The 16420-nt window shown below is 70.3% G+C and carries 15 protein-coding genes; 9 read left to right on the top strand and 6 right to left on the bottom strand.

Annotated features, from left to right (window positions below):
* Window positions 1–7: 7 nt before the first annotated feature.
* From MFF26_RS12010 to radA, 3 genes are all read left to right on the top strand, one after another.
* Window positions 8–820, top strand: a complete 813-nt coding sequence (locus tag MFF26_RS12010; RefSeq protein ID WP_137830955.1) for a DUF29 family protein — start codon at window positions 8–10, stop codon at window positions 818–820.
* Window positions 820–1908, top strand: coding sequence for an alanine racemase (alr, locus tag MFF26_RS12005; protein WP_171015542.1), 1089 nt, complete (start codon window positions 820–822; stop codon window positions 1906–1908). The genes MFF26_RS12010 and alr overlap by 1 nt, the downstream gene beginning before the upstream one ends.
* A gap of 175 nt (window positions 1909–2083) precedes the next feature.
* A complete protein-coding gene (gene radA / locus MFF26_RS12000) occupies window positions 2084–3514 on the top strand; it encodes a DNA repair protein RadA (protein WP_137830954.1) in 1431 nt (476 codons plus the stop codon).
* A gap of 19 nt (window positions 3515–3533) precedes the next feature.
* On the opposite strand, the gene MFF26_RS11995 is transcribed toward radA, so the two are convergent.
* Together MFF26_RS11995 and MFF26_RS11990 are read right to left on the bottom strand one after the other, a co-directional pair.
* Entirely contained in the window at window positions 3534–4859 is a 1326-nt protein-coding gene (locus MFF26_RS11995; protein ID WP_238308021.1) for a hypothetical protein, read from the bottom strand.
* 254 nt (window positions 4860–5113) lie between these two features.
* Window positions 5114–5809, bottom strand: a complete 696-nt coding sequence (locus MFF26_RS11990) for a queuosine precursor transporter (protein ID WP_137830953.1) — start codon at window positions 5807–5809, stop codon at window positions 5114–5116.
* Between the two features lie 151 nt (window positions 5810–5960).
* Between MFF26_RS11990 and MFF26_RS11985 the strand changes: the two genes are divergently transcribed.
* The 5 genes from MFF26_RS11985 to MFF26_RS11965 all read left to right on the top strand — a co-directional run bounded on the left by MFF26_RS11985 (window position 5961) and on the right by MFF26_RS11965 (window position 10839).
* A complete protein-coding gene (locus tag MFF26_RS11985; protein ID WP_137830952.1) occupies window positions 5961–6563 on the top strand; it encodes a CvpA family protein in 603 nt (200 codons plus the stop codon).
* 153 nt (window positions 6564–6716) lie between these two features.
* A complete protein-coding gene (gene purF, locus MFF26_RS11980; protein ID WP_137830951.1) occupies window positions 6717–8192 on the top strand; it encodes an amidophosphoribosyltransferase in 1476 nt (491 codons plus the stop codon).
* Window positions 8193–8197: 5 nt separating this feature from the next.
* Entirely contained in the window at window positions 8198–8941 is a 744-nt protein-coding gene (locus MFF26_RS11975) for an SDR family NAD(P)-dependent oxidoreductase (RefSeq protein ID WP_137830950.1), read from the top strand.
* A gap of 179 nt (window positions 8942–9120) precedes the next feature.
* Window positions 9121–9531 carry a dihydrofolate reductase gene (locus MFF26_RS11970; protein ID WP_137830949.1) on the top strand — a complete coding sequence of 137 codons (411 nt, stop codon included), beginning with the start codon at window positions 9121–9123 and terminating at the stop codon, window positions 9529–9531.
* Between the two features lie 168 nt (window positions 9532–9699).
* Window positions 9700–10839, top strand: coding sequence for a carboxylate-amine ligase (locus MFF26_RS11965; RefSeq protein ID WP_137830948.1), 1140 nt, complete (start codon window positions 9700–9702; stop codon window positions 10837–10839).
* Between the two features lie 171 nt (window positions 10840–11010).
* Here the strand turns inward: MFF26_RS11965 and MFF26_RS11960 are convergent, their stop codons facing one another.
* The 4 genes from MFF26_RS11960 to MFF26_RS11945 all read right to left on the bottom strand — a co-directional run bounded on the left by MFF26_RS11960 (window position 11011) and on the right by MFF26_RS11945 (window position 15108).
* On the bottom strand, window positions 11011–11928 hold the full coding sequence (locus tag MFF26_RS11960) for a sulfite exporter TauE/SafE family protein (RefSeq protein ID WP_137830947.1): 918 nt from the start codon (window positions 11926–11928) through the stop codon (window positions 11011–11013).
* 230 nt (window positions 11929–12158) lie between these two features.
* Window positions 12159–13502: a ribosome biogenesis GTPase Der gene (gene der, locus MFF26_RS11955; RefSeq protein WP_137830946.1), complete on the bottom strand. Its 1344-nt coding sequence runs from the start codon at window positions 13500–13502 to the stop codon at window positions 12159–12161.
* Window positions 13503–13670: 168 nt separating this feature from the next.
* Entirely contained in the window at window positions 13671–14384 is a 714-nt protein-coding gene (locus tag MFF26_RS11950; RefSeq protein WP_137830945.1) for a tetratricopeptide repeat protein, read from the bottom strand.
* A gap of 118 nt (window positions 14385–14502) precedes the next feature.
* Window positions 14503–15108 carry an NnrU family protein gene (locus tag MFF26_RS11945; protein WP_137830944.1) on the bottom strand — a complete coding sequence of 202 codons (606 nt, stop codon included), beginning with the start codon at window positions 15106–15108 and terminating at the stop codon, window positions 14503–14505.
* An 80-nt stretch (window positions 15109–15188) separates the two neighbouring features.
* Here MFF26_RS11945 and MFF26_RS11940 point away from each other — a divergent pair, with 80 nt between their 5' ends.
* Window positions 15189–16391, top strand: a complete 1203-nt coding sequence (locus tag MFF26_RS11940; RefSeq protein WP_137830943.1) for a hypothetical protein — start codon at window positions 15189–15191, stop codon at window positions 16389–16391.
* The last annotated feature ends 29 nt before the right edge of the window (window positions 16392–16420 follow it).

The following is a 16420-nucleotide window of genomic DNA, read 5'->3' as shown; positions in this document are numbered from 1 at the left end:
GCAGCCCGTGGCTCTCGCAACGCAGGCGCGCCCGCCCGCGCCGCCGACGCTCAACGAGGTTTTCGAGGCCGAGCGGTTGCTTGTGGGCCTGATGCTGGCCGATCCGACGACCCATGGTCGGATCGCGGCGATCCTGCGCGACGAGGATTGGACCCAGAACCTTCATCGCGGCGTGTTCGAGGTTGTGGGCCGCCTCCTTGAAGAGGGGCGCCCCGTCTCGCCCGTGTCGGTCTTGCCAAAGGTCAGCGATGTCGCGCCGGACGGTGGTCCAGCCAATCGCTATCTCATCGCACTTGCTTCAGAGGCTCCTTCTTCGGCGTTCGCAGAGCCCCTCGCGCGTCGGCTCGCCGAGGCTGCTCACGCCCGTTCGGGTTCCGATCATCTTGACCGGGATCTCTATGCCTGGGCCTACGAGCAGGCCCTCGCCCTGCGGCGCGGGCAGTTCTCCGCCCTCGACGCGCTCAATCTGGCCGAGGAGATCGAGGACTTGGGCGGCGCGATCTACAACCGAATGGAGAGCGCGCTGCGGATCACGCTGATGCATCTTCTGAAGTGGGAGTATCAGCCGGAGCGGCGCAGCAGGAGCTGGCATCTATCGATTCGCAATGGCCGTCTCGACATCGAGGACGTTCTGGAGCGCCATCCGAGTCTCTCCCGCAGGGTGCCCGGTGCCGTTGCCAAGGCGTATCGTCGTGCCCGCATCGATGCGGCCGGAGAGACCGGCCTCGACGAGAGCATCTTCCCCGCCGAGTGCCCCTACACTTTCGATGTCGTCATGACTCGGCCAGTGCCCTGGCCGCTCCCGGGCGGGGAGGCCTAATCATCGCCTCGGACCTGTCCCCCGGTCACGGCGCGCGCCTGACGGTCGATCTCGCGGCGTTGGTCGCGAACTGGCGCGCGCTGGCAGCCCGGGCCCCGCACGCCGAGTGCGGCGCCGTGGTGAAGGCCGATGCCTATGGCTGCGGCCTGGCGGCGGTCGCCCCCGCTTTGGCCAGGGCCGGCTGCCGCACCGTCTTCGTCGCCCACCTGTCCGAGGGGATCGCCGCGCGAAAGCTCCTGCCGGAGGCGGCGATCTACGTCCTCAACGGTCTGCCCCCCGGCGCGGGGGCGGCCTTCGCCGGGCACGCCCTGCGCCCGGTTCTCGGCGACCGGGAGGAACTGGCCGAATGGGCCGCCGTCTCGGACGGGCGCCTTCCGGCGGCGCTCCACGTCGATACCGGCATGAACCGGCTCGGATTGTCCGTGGCGCAGGCGCTGGAGCTCGCGGGCGATCCGGTGATCGGCCAAGCCGGCATCGACCTCGTGATGAGCCACCTCGTCAGTGCCGAGTGTCCCGCCGACCCGATCAACGTCCGGCAGGCCGCCGACTTCGCTCGTCTTCGTGCGGCATTCCCGAGTGCGCGCGCCTCGCTCGCCAACTCGTCGGGCACCTGGCTCGCGGGCGATACGCGCTACGACCTGCTGCGCCCGGGCTATGCCCTGTTCGGCGGCAATCCGGAGCCGGGCCGTCCGAACCCGATGCGGCCCGTGGTGCGGCTGGAGGCGACGATCCTCCAGATCCGCCATGTCGAGGCCGGCGAGACCTGCGGCTACAATGCCCGCTGGACCGCCCCCGGCCCGCGCCGCCTCGCCACCCTCTCCCTCGGCTACGCCGACGGCTATCCCCGCGCGGCGAGCGGCCGGGGCCGTGCGCTCGTCGGCGGCGTGCCCTGCCCGATCCTCGGCTTGATCTCGATGGATCTGATCATCCTCGACGTCACCGACGCGCCCGCCGCCCGCCGGGGCGGCACGGCGACGCTGATCGGCGATCGGCTCGACATCGATACGGTCGGACAGACGGCGGGCACGATCGGCTACGAGATCCTGACCGGGCTGGGTTCTCGTTATGTTCGTAATTATGTAGAGTGATCGATCTCTCCCACCCACCCCCTCGTCCTGAGGTGCTCGGCCGAAGGCTGAGCCTCGAAGGAGGGCTCCAGGGATCGCGCGCGAACGGGAGCTCTCCTTCGAGGCCGCTACGCGGCACCTCAGGATGAGGGGGAATGGGTGGGAGATCCGGCGCGCCCCCTGCCTCGAGCCCCGTATGGCCAAGATCCAACAGACCTTCGTCTGCCAGTCCTGCGGGGCGGTCTACAATCGCTGGCGCGGGCGCTGCGAGGCCTGCAACGGCTGGAATACGATCCAGGAGGAGGCCGCCGCCGCCGGCCCGCAATCCGGGCCCGCCGCGACCCGTCCGTCGCGGGCGCGGGGCCGGGTGTTTCCCCTCGAAGGGCTGACCGGCGAGGCCAAGGAAGCGCCGCGCACGGCCTCCGGCATCAATGAACTGGACCGCGTCACCGGCGGCGGCTTCGTGCGCGGCTCGGTGATCCTGCTGGGCGGCGATCCCGGCATCGGCAAATCGACCCTGCTGATGCAGGCCTCCGCCGCCATGGCCAAGACCGGCGCGCGCGTCGCCTACATCTCCGGCGAGGAGGCGGTCGGGCAGGTGCGCCTGCGGGCCGAGCGGCTGGGGCTCGCCCAATATCCGGTGGAGCTGGCGGCCCAGACCAATGTCGAGGACATCGTCGAGACGCTGTCGCAGGGACACCCGCCCGCGCTCACCATCATCGACTCGATCCAGACCATGTGGACCGAGACGGTGGAATCGGCCCCCGGCACGGTCACGCAGGTGCGCTCGTCCGCCCAGGCCCTGATCCGCTTCGCCAAGACGACCGGCACGGCGGTGATCCTCGTCGGCCACGTCACCAAGGACGGGCAGATCGCGGGACCGCGGGTGGTCGAGCACATGGTCGATGCGGTCGCCTCGTTCGAGGGCGACCAGGGGCACCATTTCCGCATCCTGCGCGCGGTCAAGAACCGCTTCGGCCCGACCGACGAGATCGGCGTGTTCGAGATGACCGATGCGGGGCTCGCCGAGGTGCCCAACCCCTCCGCCCTCTTCCTGGCCGGTCGCGATCACGCCGCGCCGGGCACGGCGGTCTTCGCCGGGATGGAGGGCACGCGGCCCCTCCTCGTCGAGATCCAGGCGCTGGTGGCGCCCTCGTCGCTGGGCATGCCGCGCCGCGCCGTGGTCGGCTGGGATCCCAACCGCCTGTCGATGGTGCTGGCGGTGCTGGAGGCCCATGGCGGCATCCGCCTCGGCGGCCACGACGTCTATCTCAACGTCGCGGGGGGCCTGCGCATCTCCGAGCCCGCCGCCGACCTCGCGGTTGCCGCCGCCCTCGTCTCCTCGCTGTCGGGGGCGGCTTTGCCCTCCGACTCGGTGTTCTTCGGCGAACTCGGATTGTCGGGGGCGGTGCGTCCGGTCTCGCAGGCGCCGGCCCGGTTGAAGGAGGCGCTCAAGCTCGGCTTCGGCAAGGCGGTGACGCCGCAGGGGCGCAGCGAGACCGGCGACCGGGCGCTGCCGACCGATGCGCTCCGCCACATCGCCGATCTCGTCGCCGGCATCGCCTCCGGCGCGCCGCGGCGGGGGGGCGGGCGGCCGCGGGCCGTGCGCCACGACGACGAGATGTAGGGGGCGGGGCGCCCGCGGATCAGAAATCCTGCAGGGCCGCCCGCTTCCACCGGTTGGCCGCCACGCAGCGATACTCGAATTGCGCGTCCCAGGCGCGCTCGCCGACGGTGCAGGGAGCCGCGCTGCTGGCGGGTGTTGCGGGCGCGCTCTCCACCACGCCGCCCCGGGTGGTGATGCGCCCGCGCGGATCGACCGACCAGCCGTTCCCGCTGATCTGCGCCACGCCGTAGCTGCCCTGCAGGGCGATGCCGGTCGGGCTCCGCGAGCCTTCGCGGATGCCGGCCACCGACTTCGCGCCACCGATGCTGAGCGAGACCGGGGCGGACGAATCGTCGAGGAAGCTCGCCGTCGTGTGGGCGCCGGAGACGAGGTAGGAAACGGGACCCGTGGAGCTGTCCTGAATGGTCGCGATCGCGTGCGACTGTCCCCCCAGCCCGGACAGGCCGAAGCCGATCCCGACGGGCGAGGCCGCGTCGACCTCGATGGCCGATTGCGAGGCGAGCCCGTCCCCGTTCAGGCGCATTCCCCAGAGGGTCGAATACCCGTTCGCCGCCGTCTCGTTGCCGACGATGGCGAGGTTCGTCGTGATGGACTTGCCGCTCGCGGCCACCCGCAGGTTGGTGCAATCGATGCCGAGCGGACAGTCGCGGCCGGAATCGTTGCCGTAATCGAACTCCACGTTGGGATAGAATCCGCCCACGATCGGCGGCGTGAGCAGGTGATAGTTGAACGCCGCGTTCCAGGCAGCGCCCGCCCCCTCGACCACCTCGGTCTCGAAGTAGCTGCCCACCTTCGCGGCGATGTGCGCATCGTTGATCCAGAGCCACGTGACCGATCCGTCGGTGACCGTGAACGGCGCCGAGGCGGGACGCGACGGGGGCAGCGGATTCCGGGGTCCCGAGGTTCCGGCCTGGACGACCCGGTAGGTGGCGTTGCCGTTCGAGACGTTGTCGCCGAGGCCGAACGGCGTTCTGGCAGCCCAGGCCTTCTGCCGGCCGGTGCCGATCGTTGTCGTGACCGCGAGGGTCTGCTCCTCGGCGGCATTGTCGAGCTTCGTCCGGGCCGAGATCAGCAGGGAGGTGCGCTGGTGATCGAAGAAGGCCGGATCGATCCGCCCGTCGGCCGGCCCCCGGATGCAGGACAGGGCCGGGCAGAACGAGATCCGGTTGCCGACGCCGAGCATGATGGCGTCGGGATTCTTGATGCCGGCCATCGACGCGTCGAAGGGCGACAGGCCTTTCGACATCACGATGCCCCCCGGCGTCAGGATCGCGAGGCCGTCGCGGATCCGGCCGGGGATGGGACCGTCGAGCACCTCGAGGGGGGCGCCGTCGCCCCGCGGCACGGGCCTGAACGGTTCCGCGCGCAGCGGAAGCGATGCGAGCGACAAGGCCAGCGCGGCAGGGCCGAGGCCGCGCCATCCGCGGAGCGAGAACCCGGGACCGGTTCGGAGGGTGTCGTTCGAAATCGGCATCGTCGCCCCATGATCGCGGAGAGACCGGGTTATCACGGGAACGGCCTGGAGGATCGGCCCGAAAGGTGAGAGCCGGCTTCCGGCAAAAGGCCGATGCTCCAGGACCGGAACGGCGCGCGGCCTCGTCACGCGCGCAGCCGGAACGGGTTGAAATCCGTCCCCCGGTCGTCGGCGTCGAGGCCCTCCTCCCGTTTGAGCCAGGCGATCAGCGGCAGGCTGAGCGGCAGCGCCAGGATCTCCCAACCGACCTTGAGCAGCCAGACCGAGACCCCGAGCCGCACCAGCTCGGCGGGAGGCAGGGTGCCGGCGAAGGCCAAGGTCAGGAACAGGGCCGAATCGACCGCCTGTCCCACCACCGTCGAGGCGATGAGACGAAAAGCCACGAAGCGGCCCGCCAGCGCCAGCTTGAGGCGGGCCAGCACGTAGGCGTTGAGGAATTCGCCGACGAGGTAGGCGCCCATGCCAGCGAGTGCGAGGCGCGGCGTCGCACCCAGGATCGTCTCGAAGGCCTGCTGATGCGTCCAGAACGGCGCCGGCGGCAGGGCCGCGGCGATCCCGTAGCTGACGATCCAGATCACCTGCACGGCAAAGCCCGCCCAGACGACCTTGCGGGCGCTCGCGTAGCCGTAGACCTCGGTCAGGACGTCGCCGAACAGGTAGGAGAGCGGGAAGACGATCACGGCCGCCGTGAAGGTGACACCGCCGATTTCGGCGATCTTGCCCGCCAGGATCAGCGAGATGATCAGGACCCCGCTGAACAGACCGGCGATCGGCACCAGGAAACGGGGCGGGGTGACGGGCGGGGCGGAGGGAAGATCCACGTCCTAGCGATCCCCGCGCGAGGGCACCCGGAGCGAAGGTGACGACCGTGTGCGGCCGGGGTATATCGGTACAAACGACTGAGGGCGCGCGGTCCGGGGGAGCCGTCGCGGCCGTGCCTTCGTCTTCCGCCCCGGACCAGCGTATCCACAGATGCCGTTCTCCGTCCTCGACCTCGTGGTGCTCGGCATCGTGCTGGTATCCGCGCTGCTCGCCGCCGTGCGCGGCGTGACCCGCGAGGTACTCGCCATCATCGCCTGGGTGGCGGCGGCCGCCCTTGCCTGGACATTGCATCCGATGCTGCTGCCGACCGTCAAGCAGCACGTCTCCAGCGACACCGTGGCGCTCGTCGCCTCGATCGGCGCGATCTTCATCGGCACCCTGATCGTCGTCTCCCTGGTCACCGTGAAGGTGTCCGATCTCGTGCTCGATTCGCGCATCGGCGCGGTCGACCGCTCGCTCGGCTTCGTCTTCGGGGCGGGCCGGGGCTTCCTGATCTGCGTGATCGGCTGGGTGTTCCTGGCCTGGCTCGTCCAGGGCAAGGTGCCCGATTGGGCCGCCCAGGCGAAGAGCAAGCCGTTGCTCGAGAGCTCGGGTGAGGCGCTGGTGGCGCAGCTTCCCGACAATCCGGAAGGCTTCCTGAAGCAGCTGCGCAAACCCAAGGATGCCCCCGCCGAGGAGCCCCCGCCCGAGACCGATCTGCCGGCCCAGCGCCGCAGCGATGCGGGCCCGACGGCGCCTGCGCCGAAACGCTGATATGCTGGAATGGCTCTTGGTTGCGGTGCGATCCCCGCATAGGTAACGGTTTCACGACGGTCCCGGACCCGAACGGTCCGGTCCCGACCGTTCCCGCCGTGCCGGATGCGGGGCCGCGCAAGCCGCCCGCGCCGCCAGGATTTCGAGAGCGACATGTCAGCAGTCAGCGCGAGCGCCGATGCCCACGACTGGGACATCGACGGCGACACGCTTCGCGAGGAATGCGGCGTCTTCGGCATCTACGGGCACGACGACGCCTCGGCCATCGTGGCGCTCGGGCTCCACGCCCTGCAGCACCGCGGCCAGGAAGCCGCCGGCATCGTCTCCTACGACGACGGCGTGTTCCACTCCGAGCGCCGCCAGGGCCTGGTCGGCGACAATTTCTCCGATCGCGGCACGATCGAGCGCCTCGCCGGCCGCTCGGCCATCGGCCATGTGCGCTACTCGACCACCGGCGGCACCATCCTGCGCAACGTCCAGCCGCTCTTCGCCGAACTCGCCGGCGGCGGGCTCTCCGTCGCGCATAACGGCAACCTGACCAACGCCCTCTCGATTCGCCGGGAACTGGTGCAGGACGGCGCCATCACGCAATCCACCTCCGACACCGAGGTGATCCTGCATCTGGCCGCCCGCTCGCGCAAACCCCGCATCGTCGAGCGCTTCATCGACGCGCTGCAGCGGATCGAGGGCGCCTACGCCATCGTCGCGCTGACCAACAAGAAGCTGATCGGCGCCCGCGACCCGATGGGCATCCGCCCCCTCGTTCTCGGCGAACTCGACGGGCGCTACATCCTGACTTCCGAGACCTGCGCGCTGGACATCATCGGCGCCCGCTTCATCCGCGACGTGGAGAACGGCGAGGTGATCGTGATCTCGGAGGAAGGGATCGAGTCGATCCGCTTTGCCGAGAAGCGGCCGATGCGCCCGTGCATCTTCGAGTACATCTACTTCGCCCGGCCGGATTCGGTGGTGAACGGCAAGAGCGTCTACGCCGTGCGCAAGGCCATCGGCCGCGAGCTCGCCCGCGAGGCGGCGCCGCAGGCCGACATCGTCGTGCCGGTGCCGGATTCCGGCGTGCCGGCGGCGCTCGGCTTCGCCCAGGAGGCCGGCCTGCCCTTCGAGATGGGCATCATCCGCAACCATTATGTCGGCCGCACCTTCATCCAGCCGACCCAGACGGTGCGCGAACTCGGCGTGCGCATGAAGCATTCCGCCAACCGCGCGGCGATCGAGGGCAAGCGCATCGTGCTCGTCGACGACAGCCTCGTGCGCGGCACCACCTCCGTGAAGATCGTCAAGATGATGCGGGATGCGGGCGCCCGCGAGGTGCATTTCCGCATCGCCTCGCCGCCGATCACCTTCCCGGATTTCTACGGGATCGACACGCCCGAGCGCGAGAAGCTGCTCGCCGCGACCCACGATCTCGAGGGCATGCGCCGCTATATCGGCGCCGATTCGCTCGCCTTCCTGTCGATCCCCGGTCTCTACCGGGCGATGGGCGAGGACGCCCGCGACGAGGCCTGCCCACAATACACCGACCATTGCTTCACCGGTCAGTACCCGACGGCGCTGACGGATCTCGCCATCGCCGGGCCGAAGCGGCTGGCGATGCTGGCCGAGGCGGATTGAGCAAGATGGCCGACAAGGTCCTCGACGGCCGCGTCGCGGTCGTCACCGGCGCCTCGCGCGGCATCGGTCGGGCGGCCGCCCTGGCATTGGCCGAGGCCGGTGCGCATGTCGTCGCGGTGGCCCGCACCCAGGGCGCCCTGGAGGAGGTCGACGACGCGATCCGCGCGGCGGGCTCCTCCGCGACGCTGGTGCCGCTGAACCTGACCGACTGGGACGCCATCGACCGGCTCGGCGCGGCGCTCAACGAGCGCTTCGGCAAGCTCGACATTCTGCTCGGCAATGCCGGCGTGCTCGGCGCGCTGATGCCGCTCGCCCACATCACCCCGAAGGTGTGGCAGCAAACCCTCGACGTGAACGTGACCGCCAATTGGCGCCTGCTCCGCTCGCTCGATCCGCTGCTGCAACGGTCCGATGCCGGCCGGGCGATCTTCGTGAGTTCGGGCGCCGCCCACAAGGCGCGGGCCTATTGGGGGCCCTACGCGGTCACCAAGGCGGCCTTGGAAGCGATGGTGCGCACTTACGCCTCCGAGACCGAGACGACACCGATCCGGGCAATGCTGGTCAATCCGGGGCCCCTGCGCACGGCGATGCGCCGCTCCGCCATGCCGGGCGAGGATCCGGAGACCCTGCGCACGCCCGAGGAACTGGCGCCCCACTTCGTGCGCCTCTCGTCCCCCGCATGGAACGAGACCGGCCGCCTCTACGATTTCCCGAGCGATCGGGTTCTGAATTTCCGCGCCCCCGAGTGACGGGGGGCCGGGGCCTCAGGCCCCGGCGGGATTCGGGCGGAGCCCGCTGTTCCCTATTGCGTCGGTCCCGGTCTTCGACCGAAACCGACGCGTCCGGCGGATGACCGCCGCCGCGCCGTCGCGCGGGCAGAAGACGATGATGTGGGATCATCGCTTCCGGTTTCTCTTCGAGGTTCGCGATGATCGACGTCCGCTGCATCTGCGCCATCGGCCAGCGGGGCCAGCTCGGCCTGAACGGGCAGTTGCCCTGGGAGGGCAACACCGATCCGCTCTTCGTGGAGGACGTGACGCGGTTCTTCGCGCTGACCATGGGCCACGTGCTGATCGCCGGCCCGAAGACGGTGGCCTCGGTGCCCGAATTCGCGTTCAAGGACCGCACCATCGACGTGATCCGCTCGCACGAGAATCCGGAGGACGTGCTCAAGCGCTATCCGGGCCGGCGCATCTTCGTCGGCGGCGGCATCGCGGTGTGGAACGTCTACGCGAAGTACATCCAGCACTGGGACGTCACCCGCCTGCCCTATGACGGTGAGGCGGATCGCTGGTTCGATCCGGCCTGGCTGGTCGGTGGGCCGCTGCGGACGGCGTAAGCGCCCGCCGGATCGAACCATCCCGTTCGGAGAGGCGAATCTCGGACCGGATCGCCCGGCGCATGTCCGGGCTCGATGCTGCGTCGAACGCGCCCAAGGGAACGCTCGCGCCTTCCGCACCATATTAGGGCACCCGCGCGGTCCGCGGCCATGGTTCGGAGACGGCGGATGAGTGCCCGGAAATCCTCGGAAGTCCCGTACCGGTTCGGGATCGAGGAGGAGTATTTCCTCGCCGATGCGGAGACGCGCGGCACGCCCCGGCGGTCCGTCAAACCGTTCCATGTCGAGGCCGGCGAGCGCCTGCCCGAGATCGGCCGCGAGCTCCTCCAATGTCAGGTCGAGGTCTGCACCCCGCCCTCGACCGAATTCCCCGAGGCCCATGCCGCGTTGCTGAAACAGCGTCGGCAACTGGCCGAGATCGGGGCCGAGCACGGCCTTCTCGTCTTCGCCGCCGGCACCCATCCCATCGCCGACTGGGCGCGCCAACTGCCGACCAAGGGCGACCGCTACCGCGGCATCCTGCGCGATGTCGGCCTCGCCGGGCGGCGCAGCCTGATCTGCGGCATGCATGTCCATGTCGAGGTGGCCGATCCGGAGGCCCGCGTCGGGCTGATGGACCGGCTGCTGCCGTTCCAGCCGCTGCTGTTCGCGCTCTCGGTCTCCTCGCCGTTCTGGCAGGGCAAGCCGACCGGGCTCTCCGCCTATCGCCTCAGCGCCTTCGGCGAATTGCCCCGCACCGGCCTACCCGAACTGATGGGGGATGCCGCCGCCTACGAGCGCTACGTGCGCATCATGACCAAGGCCGGCTCGATCCAGGATGCGAGCTTCCTGTGGTGGTCGTTGCGGCCCTCGATCAAGTTCCCGACCCTCGAACTGCGCATCGCCGATTCCTGCACGCGGCTTGCCGACGCCATCGTCATCGCGGCCCTGTTCCGGTGCCTCGTGCGCCTCGTCGAGCGGCGGCCGGATATCCATGCGGGGCTCACCGGCGTGTCCCGCGCCATCGCCGCCGAGAACCTGTGGCGGGCCCAGCGGAGCGGCACCGAGGCGGAGCTGATCGACGAGGCGTCGGAAGAGGCCTTCCCCTTCGCCGCGTCCCTCGACACGCTGCTCTCGCTGATCGCGGAGGATGCGGAGGCGCTCGGCTGCACGGAGGAGGTCGCTGATGCCCGTCGGATCGTCGCCGAGGGCACCAGCGCCGAGCGCCAGATTGCCGCCTTCGAGGCGGCCCGGGGCGGCGAGACCAGCAACCGCCAAGCGCTCGACGCGGTGGTGGACTGGCTCGCCGAGACGACGCGGGCGGGTTAGGCAAGGAGCCTTCCCCTCGAAGTCAGGTCCACTGGCACTCTCGAAGCCGGATCGATGCGCCCCCTCGCCTGCCGCCAAATCCCCAGCCTCGTCCTGAGACGCTCAGCCGAGGCCGCTGGCGCGGCACCTCAGGATGAGGTGGTTTGATGGAGGCGCCGGTCGAACAGCGTCTCAGGTCACGAGCTTCGCGAGGCTGTAGGCGCTGAGCGAGGCGATCAGCGCGCCCACCACCGCCATCATCACGCGCGCCGGCAACACGCGCACCAGCGTCGCGGCGATGGGGGCGGCGAACAGGCCGCCGACGACGAGACCGGCGATGGTGGTCCAGTGGGTCAGGCCGCCGAGCAGGGTCAGTGACAGGCCGCTCGCCACGGCCACGAAGAATTCCGCGGCATTGACCGAGCCGATGGCGGTGCGCGGTTCCTGGCCGCTGCCGACCAGCGAGGTCGTCACCACCGGCCCCCAGCCGCCCCCGCCGACCGCATCGACGAAGCCGCCGGTGAGCGCCAGCGGCACGACCGCCTTCGGCGGCTCCCGGCGCGGCCGGATGGTTCGAAAGGCCTTGGCGAGGACGTAGAGGCCCATCCCGAGCAGGTAGACCGAGACGAACGGCTTGATCGCGTCGCCGTCGATGGCGGTGAGGACATAGGCGCCCGCCATCGCGCCGATCACGCCGGGGATGAGCAGGCGGCGGAACAGCTGGCCGTTCACGTTGCCGAGGCGCCAATGTGCGGCGCCGGAAAAGGCGGTGGTGAAGATTTCGGCGACATGGACCGAGGCCGAGGCCGCGGCCGGCGGCACCCCGGTCGAGAGCAGGAAGGTCGTCGAGGTGATGCCGTAGGCCATGCCCAGCGCCCCGTCGACGGTCTGGGCCGCGAGGCCGACGGCGGCCGCGCTCCAGAAGCCGCGACTCGACAGGCCTTCGGCCAGGGCGTGCAGGGCCGCACGGCCCTGATCCGCCGGCACGTACCGCACCAGGAGGAGCGCCACCGCCACCACGGCGAGCCCGCCGAGACCCGCGACCGCGAGGGCGCGCGGTTCACCGAGCTTGGTCAGCCGTGCGGCCACGGCCGAGGACGTTCCTGCCATCCGAAAACCACCCGTTCGAGAGGAGCCGGGAAGCTAAGGGTCGGGAACGCCCGAGCAAGAGAGCCGTATCCCAATGATTCTGGGATGCGAAGAAAGTTGATCTATCGAACGGGTCTTGAGGAGATTGATATTTTTGGCGAAGCGGCCGCAATCCCGTTTCGACAAGAGGAAGTTCCCTTGGCACGCGCACCCAAAGCCCTCCCGGGCGGAGGGGGAGAGAAGGGCGACGTTCAGCTCTTCTCGAACGGATTTTTGGTCGTGCGCAGCGACAGCCGGATCGGCGTGCCGGGGAGGTCGAAGGCCTCGCGGATGCCGTTGACGAGGTAGCGGGTGTAGGATTTCGGCAGGGCGTCGAGCTGGTTGCCGAACAGGGCGAAATGCGGCGGGCGGCTCTTCACCTGGGTGCCGTAGCGGATCTTGATGCGCCGGCCCGACACGGCGGGCGGCGGGTTGCGCTGGAGGGCGTCGGTGAGCCACGCGTTGATCCGGGCGGTCGAGACGCGTCGGCTCCAGACCTCGGAGGCGTCCACCACCGCCTGCATCAGCTTGTCGATGCCCTCGCCCCCGAGACCCGACAGCGACACGACGGAGACCCCGCGCACCTGCGGCAGCAATCGGGTGCAATCCTCCCGCAGGGTCTTGAGCAGGCCCGGCTGGTCGGCGACGAGATCCCACTTGTTGAGGCCGATCACCAGGGAGCGCCCCTCGCTCTCGACCAGATCGACGATGGTCAGATCCTGCTTCTCGAAGGGGATCGTCGCGTCGAGGAGCACCACCACCACCTCGGCGAAGCGCACCGCGCGCAACCCGTCCGAGACCGCGAGCTTCTCCAGCTTGTCGTCGATGCGGGCGCGCCGCCGCATGCCGGCGGTGTCGTGGAGCTTGATCTTGCGCCCGCGCCACTCCCAGTCGAGGGAGATCGAGTCGCGGGTGATGCCGGCCTCGGGGCCGACGAGCAGGCGGTCCTCGCCGATCATCCGGTTGATCAGGGTCGACTTGCCGGCATTCGGGCGGCCGACGATGGCGACGCGCAGGCCCTTGCCGCCCTCCCCGCCCTCGTCCTCCTCGTCGTCGGGCTCGGGCAGCACCTCGCGCAGGGCGTCCTGCAGGCTGCCCAGGCCCTCGCCATGCTCGGCGGAGAAGGGGATGGGATCGCCGAGCCCCAGGGAGAATGCCTCGTAGGCGCCGGCCATGCCGGCCCCGCCCTCGGCCTTGTTGGCGATGAGGATGACGGGGATGCCGGCCCGGCGCACCAGTTCGGCGAAGGGACGGTCGGCGGGCAGCACGCCGGCGCGGGCATCGATGACGAACAGGACCGCGTCGGATTCGAGGATCGCCGCCTCGGTCTGCGCGCGCATCCGGCCGAGCAGGGAATCGGCATCCGCCTCCTCCAGCCCCGCGGTGTCGATGATCCGGAAGGTGACGTCGCCGATGGAGCCGTCACCCTCGCGGCGGTCGCGGGTCACGCCGGGGCGGTCATCCACCAGGGCGAGCTTGCGCCCGACGAGCCGGTTGAACAGGGTCGACTTGCCGACATTCGGGCGTCCGACGATCGCGACGGTCGGCAGGTCCATGATGTTACGTCTCTGGGCGCGGCCGAGGGGACGCGCGGGTCTTCGTGAGGATAGGACATTCCGGTGCGAGCGAACATCGCCCGAGGGGGGCGAAGCCGATCGCGGCGTCGCCTCGTTCCGGAATGGTCGCGCGGCCGGATTGCTCCGCTCGCGCGATGGTGGAAGGCGTCAGCGGGTGATCGGCGGGAGCGGCGCGGCGTTCTCGGGCTTGGCCTCGGTGACCGTGACCGCCCCCCCCGCGACGAGGGCGGCGTAGATCTCGACGCGCTGGCGCAGGCCCTGGGGCGTGTCGTTGTCGCCCGCGATCTGGTCGAACCAGCGGCCGGCGCCCTCGATATCGCCCTTGCGCAAAGCCGTCAGGCCCAGCATCTCGCGGGCGGTGTGGCGGAACGTGCCGGTCGGGCTCGCCATGCCCTGAAGCTGGGAGAGCGCGGCATCCGCCTCCGATCCGTCGAGCCGCAGCAGGGCGGCGCGCAGGCGGGCGAGGTCGCGCAAGGCATCGCCCGCGCCCTTGTCGGCGGCGAGGGCATCGTAGGCGGCGGCCCCTGCGGCGGCGTCGCGCTTGCCCGTCTCGGCGGCGTTGCGGAAGCGGGCGAGCAGGGCGTAGCCCGCCGGGCCGTCGGCCTGGATCGCGGCGAAGTCGCGCTCGGCCTCCGCCGTCTTGCCATCCTTGGCGAGGCGGTTGGCGGTGTCGAAGCGCGCGGAGGTCGTCTCGGCGCGCACTAGCTCGGCATGGCGCCAGTAGTTCCAGCCACCGACGCCGGCCACCAGCAGGATCGCGCCCGCGATGATCAGGGCGTTGTAGCGCTTCCAGATCTGGATGAACCGATCGCGGCGGTAATCCTCGTCGACCTCGCGGAAGAACTCGTTGTTCTCGGCCATCTCAATCCAAGCGCCCCTCGCGGGCCGCCCTCGCCTCGCCTGTCGTCGTCGAGCCCGCGCCTAGCACAGCCCCTCGGGTTTGGCGATGTTCGAAAGACGCGGGCCGCGGGCCGCCGCCTCAGGCCTGCCCGGGCCAGGCCGCGACGCCGATCAGCAGCGGGTGCAGATACTTCCCGAACACGAACCACGCCACGAGGCCGACCACCACGGCGATGGCGTCGTTGCGCCAGCCGGCCGGCGCGGCCTGCCCGCCATGCTGCGCCGCCACCTGCCCCGCCGTCAGAGCGCGCCGCTTGGCGCTGATGCGGGCGGCCACCGCCCAGGCCAGGAAGGCGCCGAACAGCAGCATCGAGCCGAGATCGCCGTTGGCCAGGAGATGCGCCGTGGCCCAGATCTTCACGGCGAGCAGCATCGGATGCTTCAGCCGCGTGCGAAGATGGCCGGGGAGGTAGGTGGCCGCCAGGCTGATAAAGGCGAACAGCGTCAGCAGCACCGCGAGATGGCGGGTGAAGACCGGCGGCGACCAGACCGGGATCATTCCCTCCTGCCGGTAGAGCCCGTAGCCATAGGCGGTGAGCGCGAGGCCGAGGATCGAGAGCAGGGTGTAGCCGAGCTTGTATCGCTGCTCGCCCAGGCGCCCGATCACCTCGGCCCGCTTGGCCCTGGCCATGGAGAAGGCATGCGTGCCGAGGAACAGCACGAGGCCGAGGATCAGGACGAGCATGGGGGCGACCTGTGGACGACGCGAGCGCCCGAGGACCGGGACAAGCTTCTTATAACGGTTCAAAACGTAAAGCTGCGGCGATGTCCAGGCTGACCCGCCCGTCCCGCGCGGCGCTCACGCTCCTGTGCGGCCTCGTGCCGCTCGGGGGGCTTTGGCCCTGCGGGAGCCTTGCCGCCGAACCACCCCTCTCGGCCCTGACCGTGACGGGGCCCGAGCGCGTGATCTTCTCCGCGACGCGCGATGCCTGCGACGGGGCCGACGTACCCGACGCGCCGATCCGGGCCTTCCGTGACGCAACGGGCGGCCTCGCCGTCTTCGGCCTGCATTACCGCAACCGCGCCCTGCGCGGGCCCGATCTCGATCATCTCAAGATCGATTGCCGGGTGGTGCTCGATTCCGGGGGCAAGAGCGATCCGGCGCTCTACGACGACCGTTCCTGGATCACCGCCACCTGGACCGAGGACGGCACCCGCGTGGCGGCCCTGGTCCATCACGAGTTCCAGGCCAACGAGCACGAGGGCCGCTGCCGCTCGAAGGTCTACATGGAGTGCTGGTACAACACGATCACCGCCGCCGCCTCCCGAGACGGCGGCGCGCAGTTCGCCCGGTCGAGCCCGCCCGCGGTGGTGGCCGGGGCACCGTTCCGGCAGGAGGAGGGCCAGGGCCGTCACCGGGGCTTCTTCAACCCCTCCAACATCGTCGGCGACGGGCGCTGGCGCTACTTCCTGGCCTCGACCACCGGCTGGGACCGGCCCGGCAGCGACCAGCCCGCCGGGGTGTGCCTGTTCCGCTCGGACGATCCCGCCGATCCCGGCCGCTGGCGGGCCTGGACCGGCACCGGCTTCACCGCCGCCTTCCCGGATCCCTACCGCAAGGTGCCGAAGCTGGCCGATTCCTGCCGGCCGGTCGGGCCGTTCCCCGGCCCGGTCGGAGCCCTGGTGCGCCAGCGCGGCACGGGGGCCTGGATCGCGGTGTTCATGGCGGCCAAGGGCGGGACCTTCGCGGAATCGGGCTTCTACTGGACGGCCTCGCGCGACCTCCTGACCTGGGACGTGCCCCGTCTCCTGATGGCCTCGGCCACGCTCTACGACGATCCCTGCAAGGCGGGCCCACGGCTCGTCGCCTATCCCTCGCTCCTCGATCCGGAGGCGACGGGCCGCAATTTCGACGATGTGGGCGAGCGGGCGCTCCTCACCTACGCGACGCTCCGGGTCGAGGGCTGCACGGTCACCTCGGATCGCGACCTCGTGCGCCGGCCGGTGGCCGTCAAGGTCTGGCCCTGAGGCCGTCTGCGCCTACCTCGCGGGCGATG

Source organism: Methylorubrum suomiense (assembly GCF_022179765.1).
Classification (GTDB): domain Bacteria; phylum Pseudomonadota; class Alphaproteobacteria; order Rhizobiales; family Beijerinckiaceae; genus Methylobacterium; species Methylobacterium suomiense.
The sequence above is the reverse complement of the archived record's forward strand: the minus strand, read 5'-3'. Positions and strand labels throughout refer to the sequence as shown.

Excerpts from the sequence above, each read along its gene's own strand:
- radA (WP_137830954.1), top strand. The coding sequence starts at position 2,084 with ATGGCCAAGATCCAACAGACCTTCGTCTGCCAGTCCTGCGGGGCGGTC.
- MFF26_RS11985 (WP_137830952.1), top strand. The coding sequence starts at position 5,961 with ATGCCGTTCTCCGTCCTCGACCTCGTGGTGCTCGGCATCGTGCTGGTA.
- purF (WP_137830951.1), top strand. The coding sequence starts at position 6,717 with ATGTCAGCAGTCAGCGCGAGCGCCGATGCCCACGACTGGGACATCGAC.
- MFF26_RS11975 (WP_137830950.1), top strand. The coding sequence starts at position 8,198 with ATGGCCGACAAGGTCCTCGACGGCCGCGTCGCGGTCGTCACCGGCGCC.
- MFF26_RS11970 (WP_137830949.1), top strand. The coding sequence starts at position 9,121 with ATGATCGACGTCCGCTGCATCTGCGCCATCGGCCAGCGGGGCCAGCTC.
- MFF26_RS11965 (WP_137830948.1), top strand. The coding sequence starts at position 9,700 with ATGAGTGCCCGGAAATCCTCGGAAGTCCCGTACCGGTTCGGGATCGAG.
- MFF26_RS11960 (WP_137830947.1), bottom strand. The coding sequence starts at position 11,928 with ATGGCAGGAACGTCCTCGGCCGTGGCCGCACGGCTGACCAAGCTCGGT.
- der (WP_137830946.1), bottom strand. The coding sequence starts at position 13,502 with ATGGACCTGCCGACCGTCGCGATCGTCGGACGCCCGAATGTCGGCAAG.
- MFF26_RS11950 (WP_137830945.1), bottom strand. The coding sequence starts at position 14,384 with ATGGCCGAGAACAACGAGTTCTTCCGCGAGGTCGACGAGGATTACCGC.
- MFF26_RS11945 (WP_137830944.1), bottom strand. The coding sequence starts at position 15,108 with ATGCTCGTCCTGATCCTCGGCCTCGTGCTGTTCCTCGGCACGCATGCC.
- MFF26_RS11940 (WP_137830943.1), top strand. The coding sequence starts at position 15,189 with ATGTCCAGGCTGACCCGCCCGTCCCGCGCGGCGCTCACGCTCCTGTGC.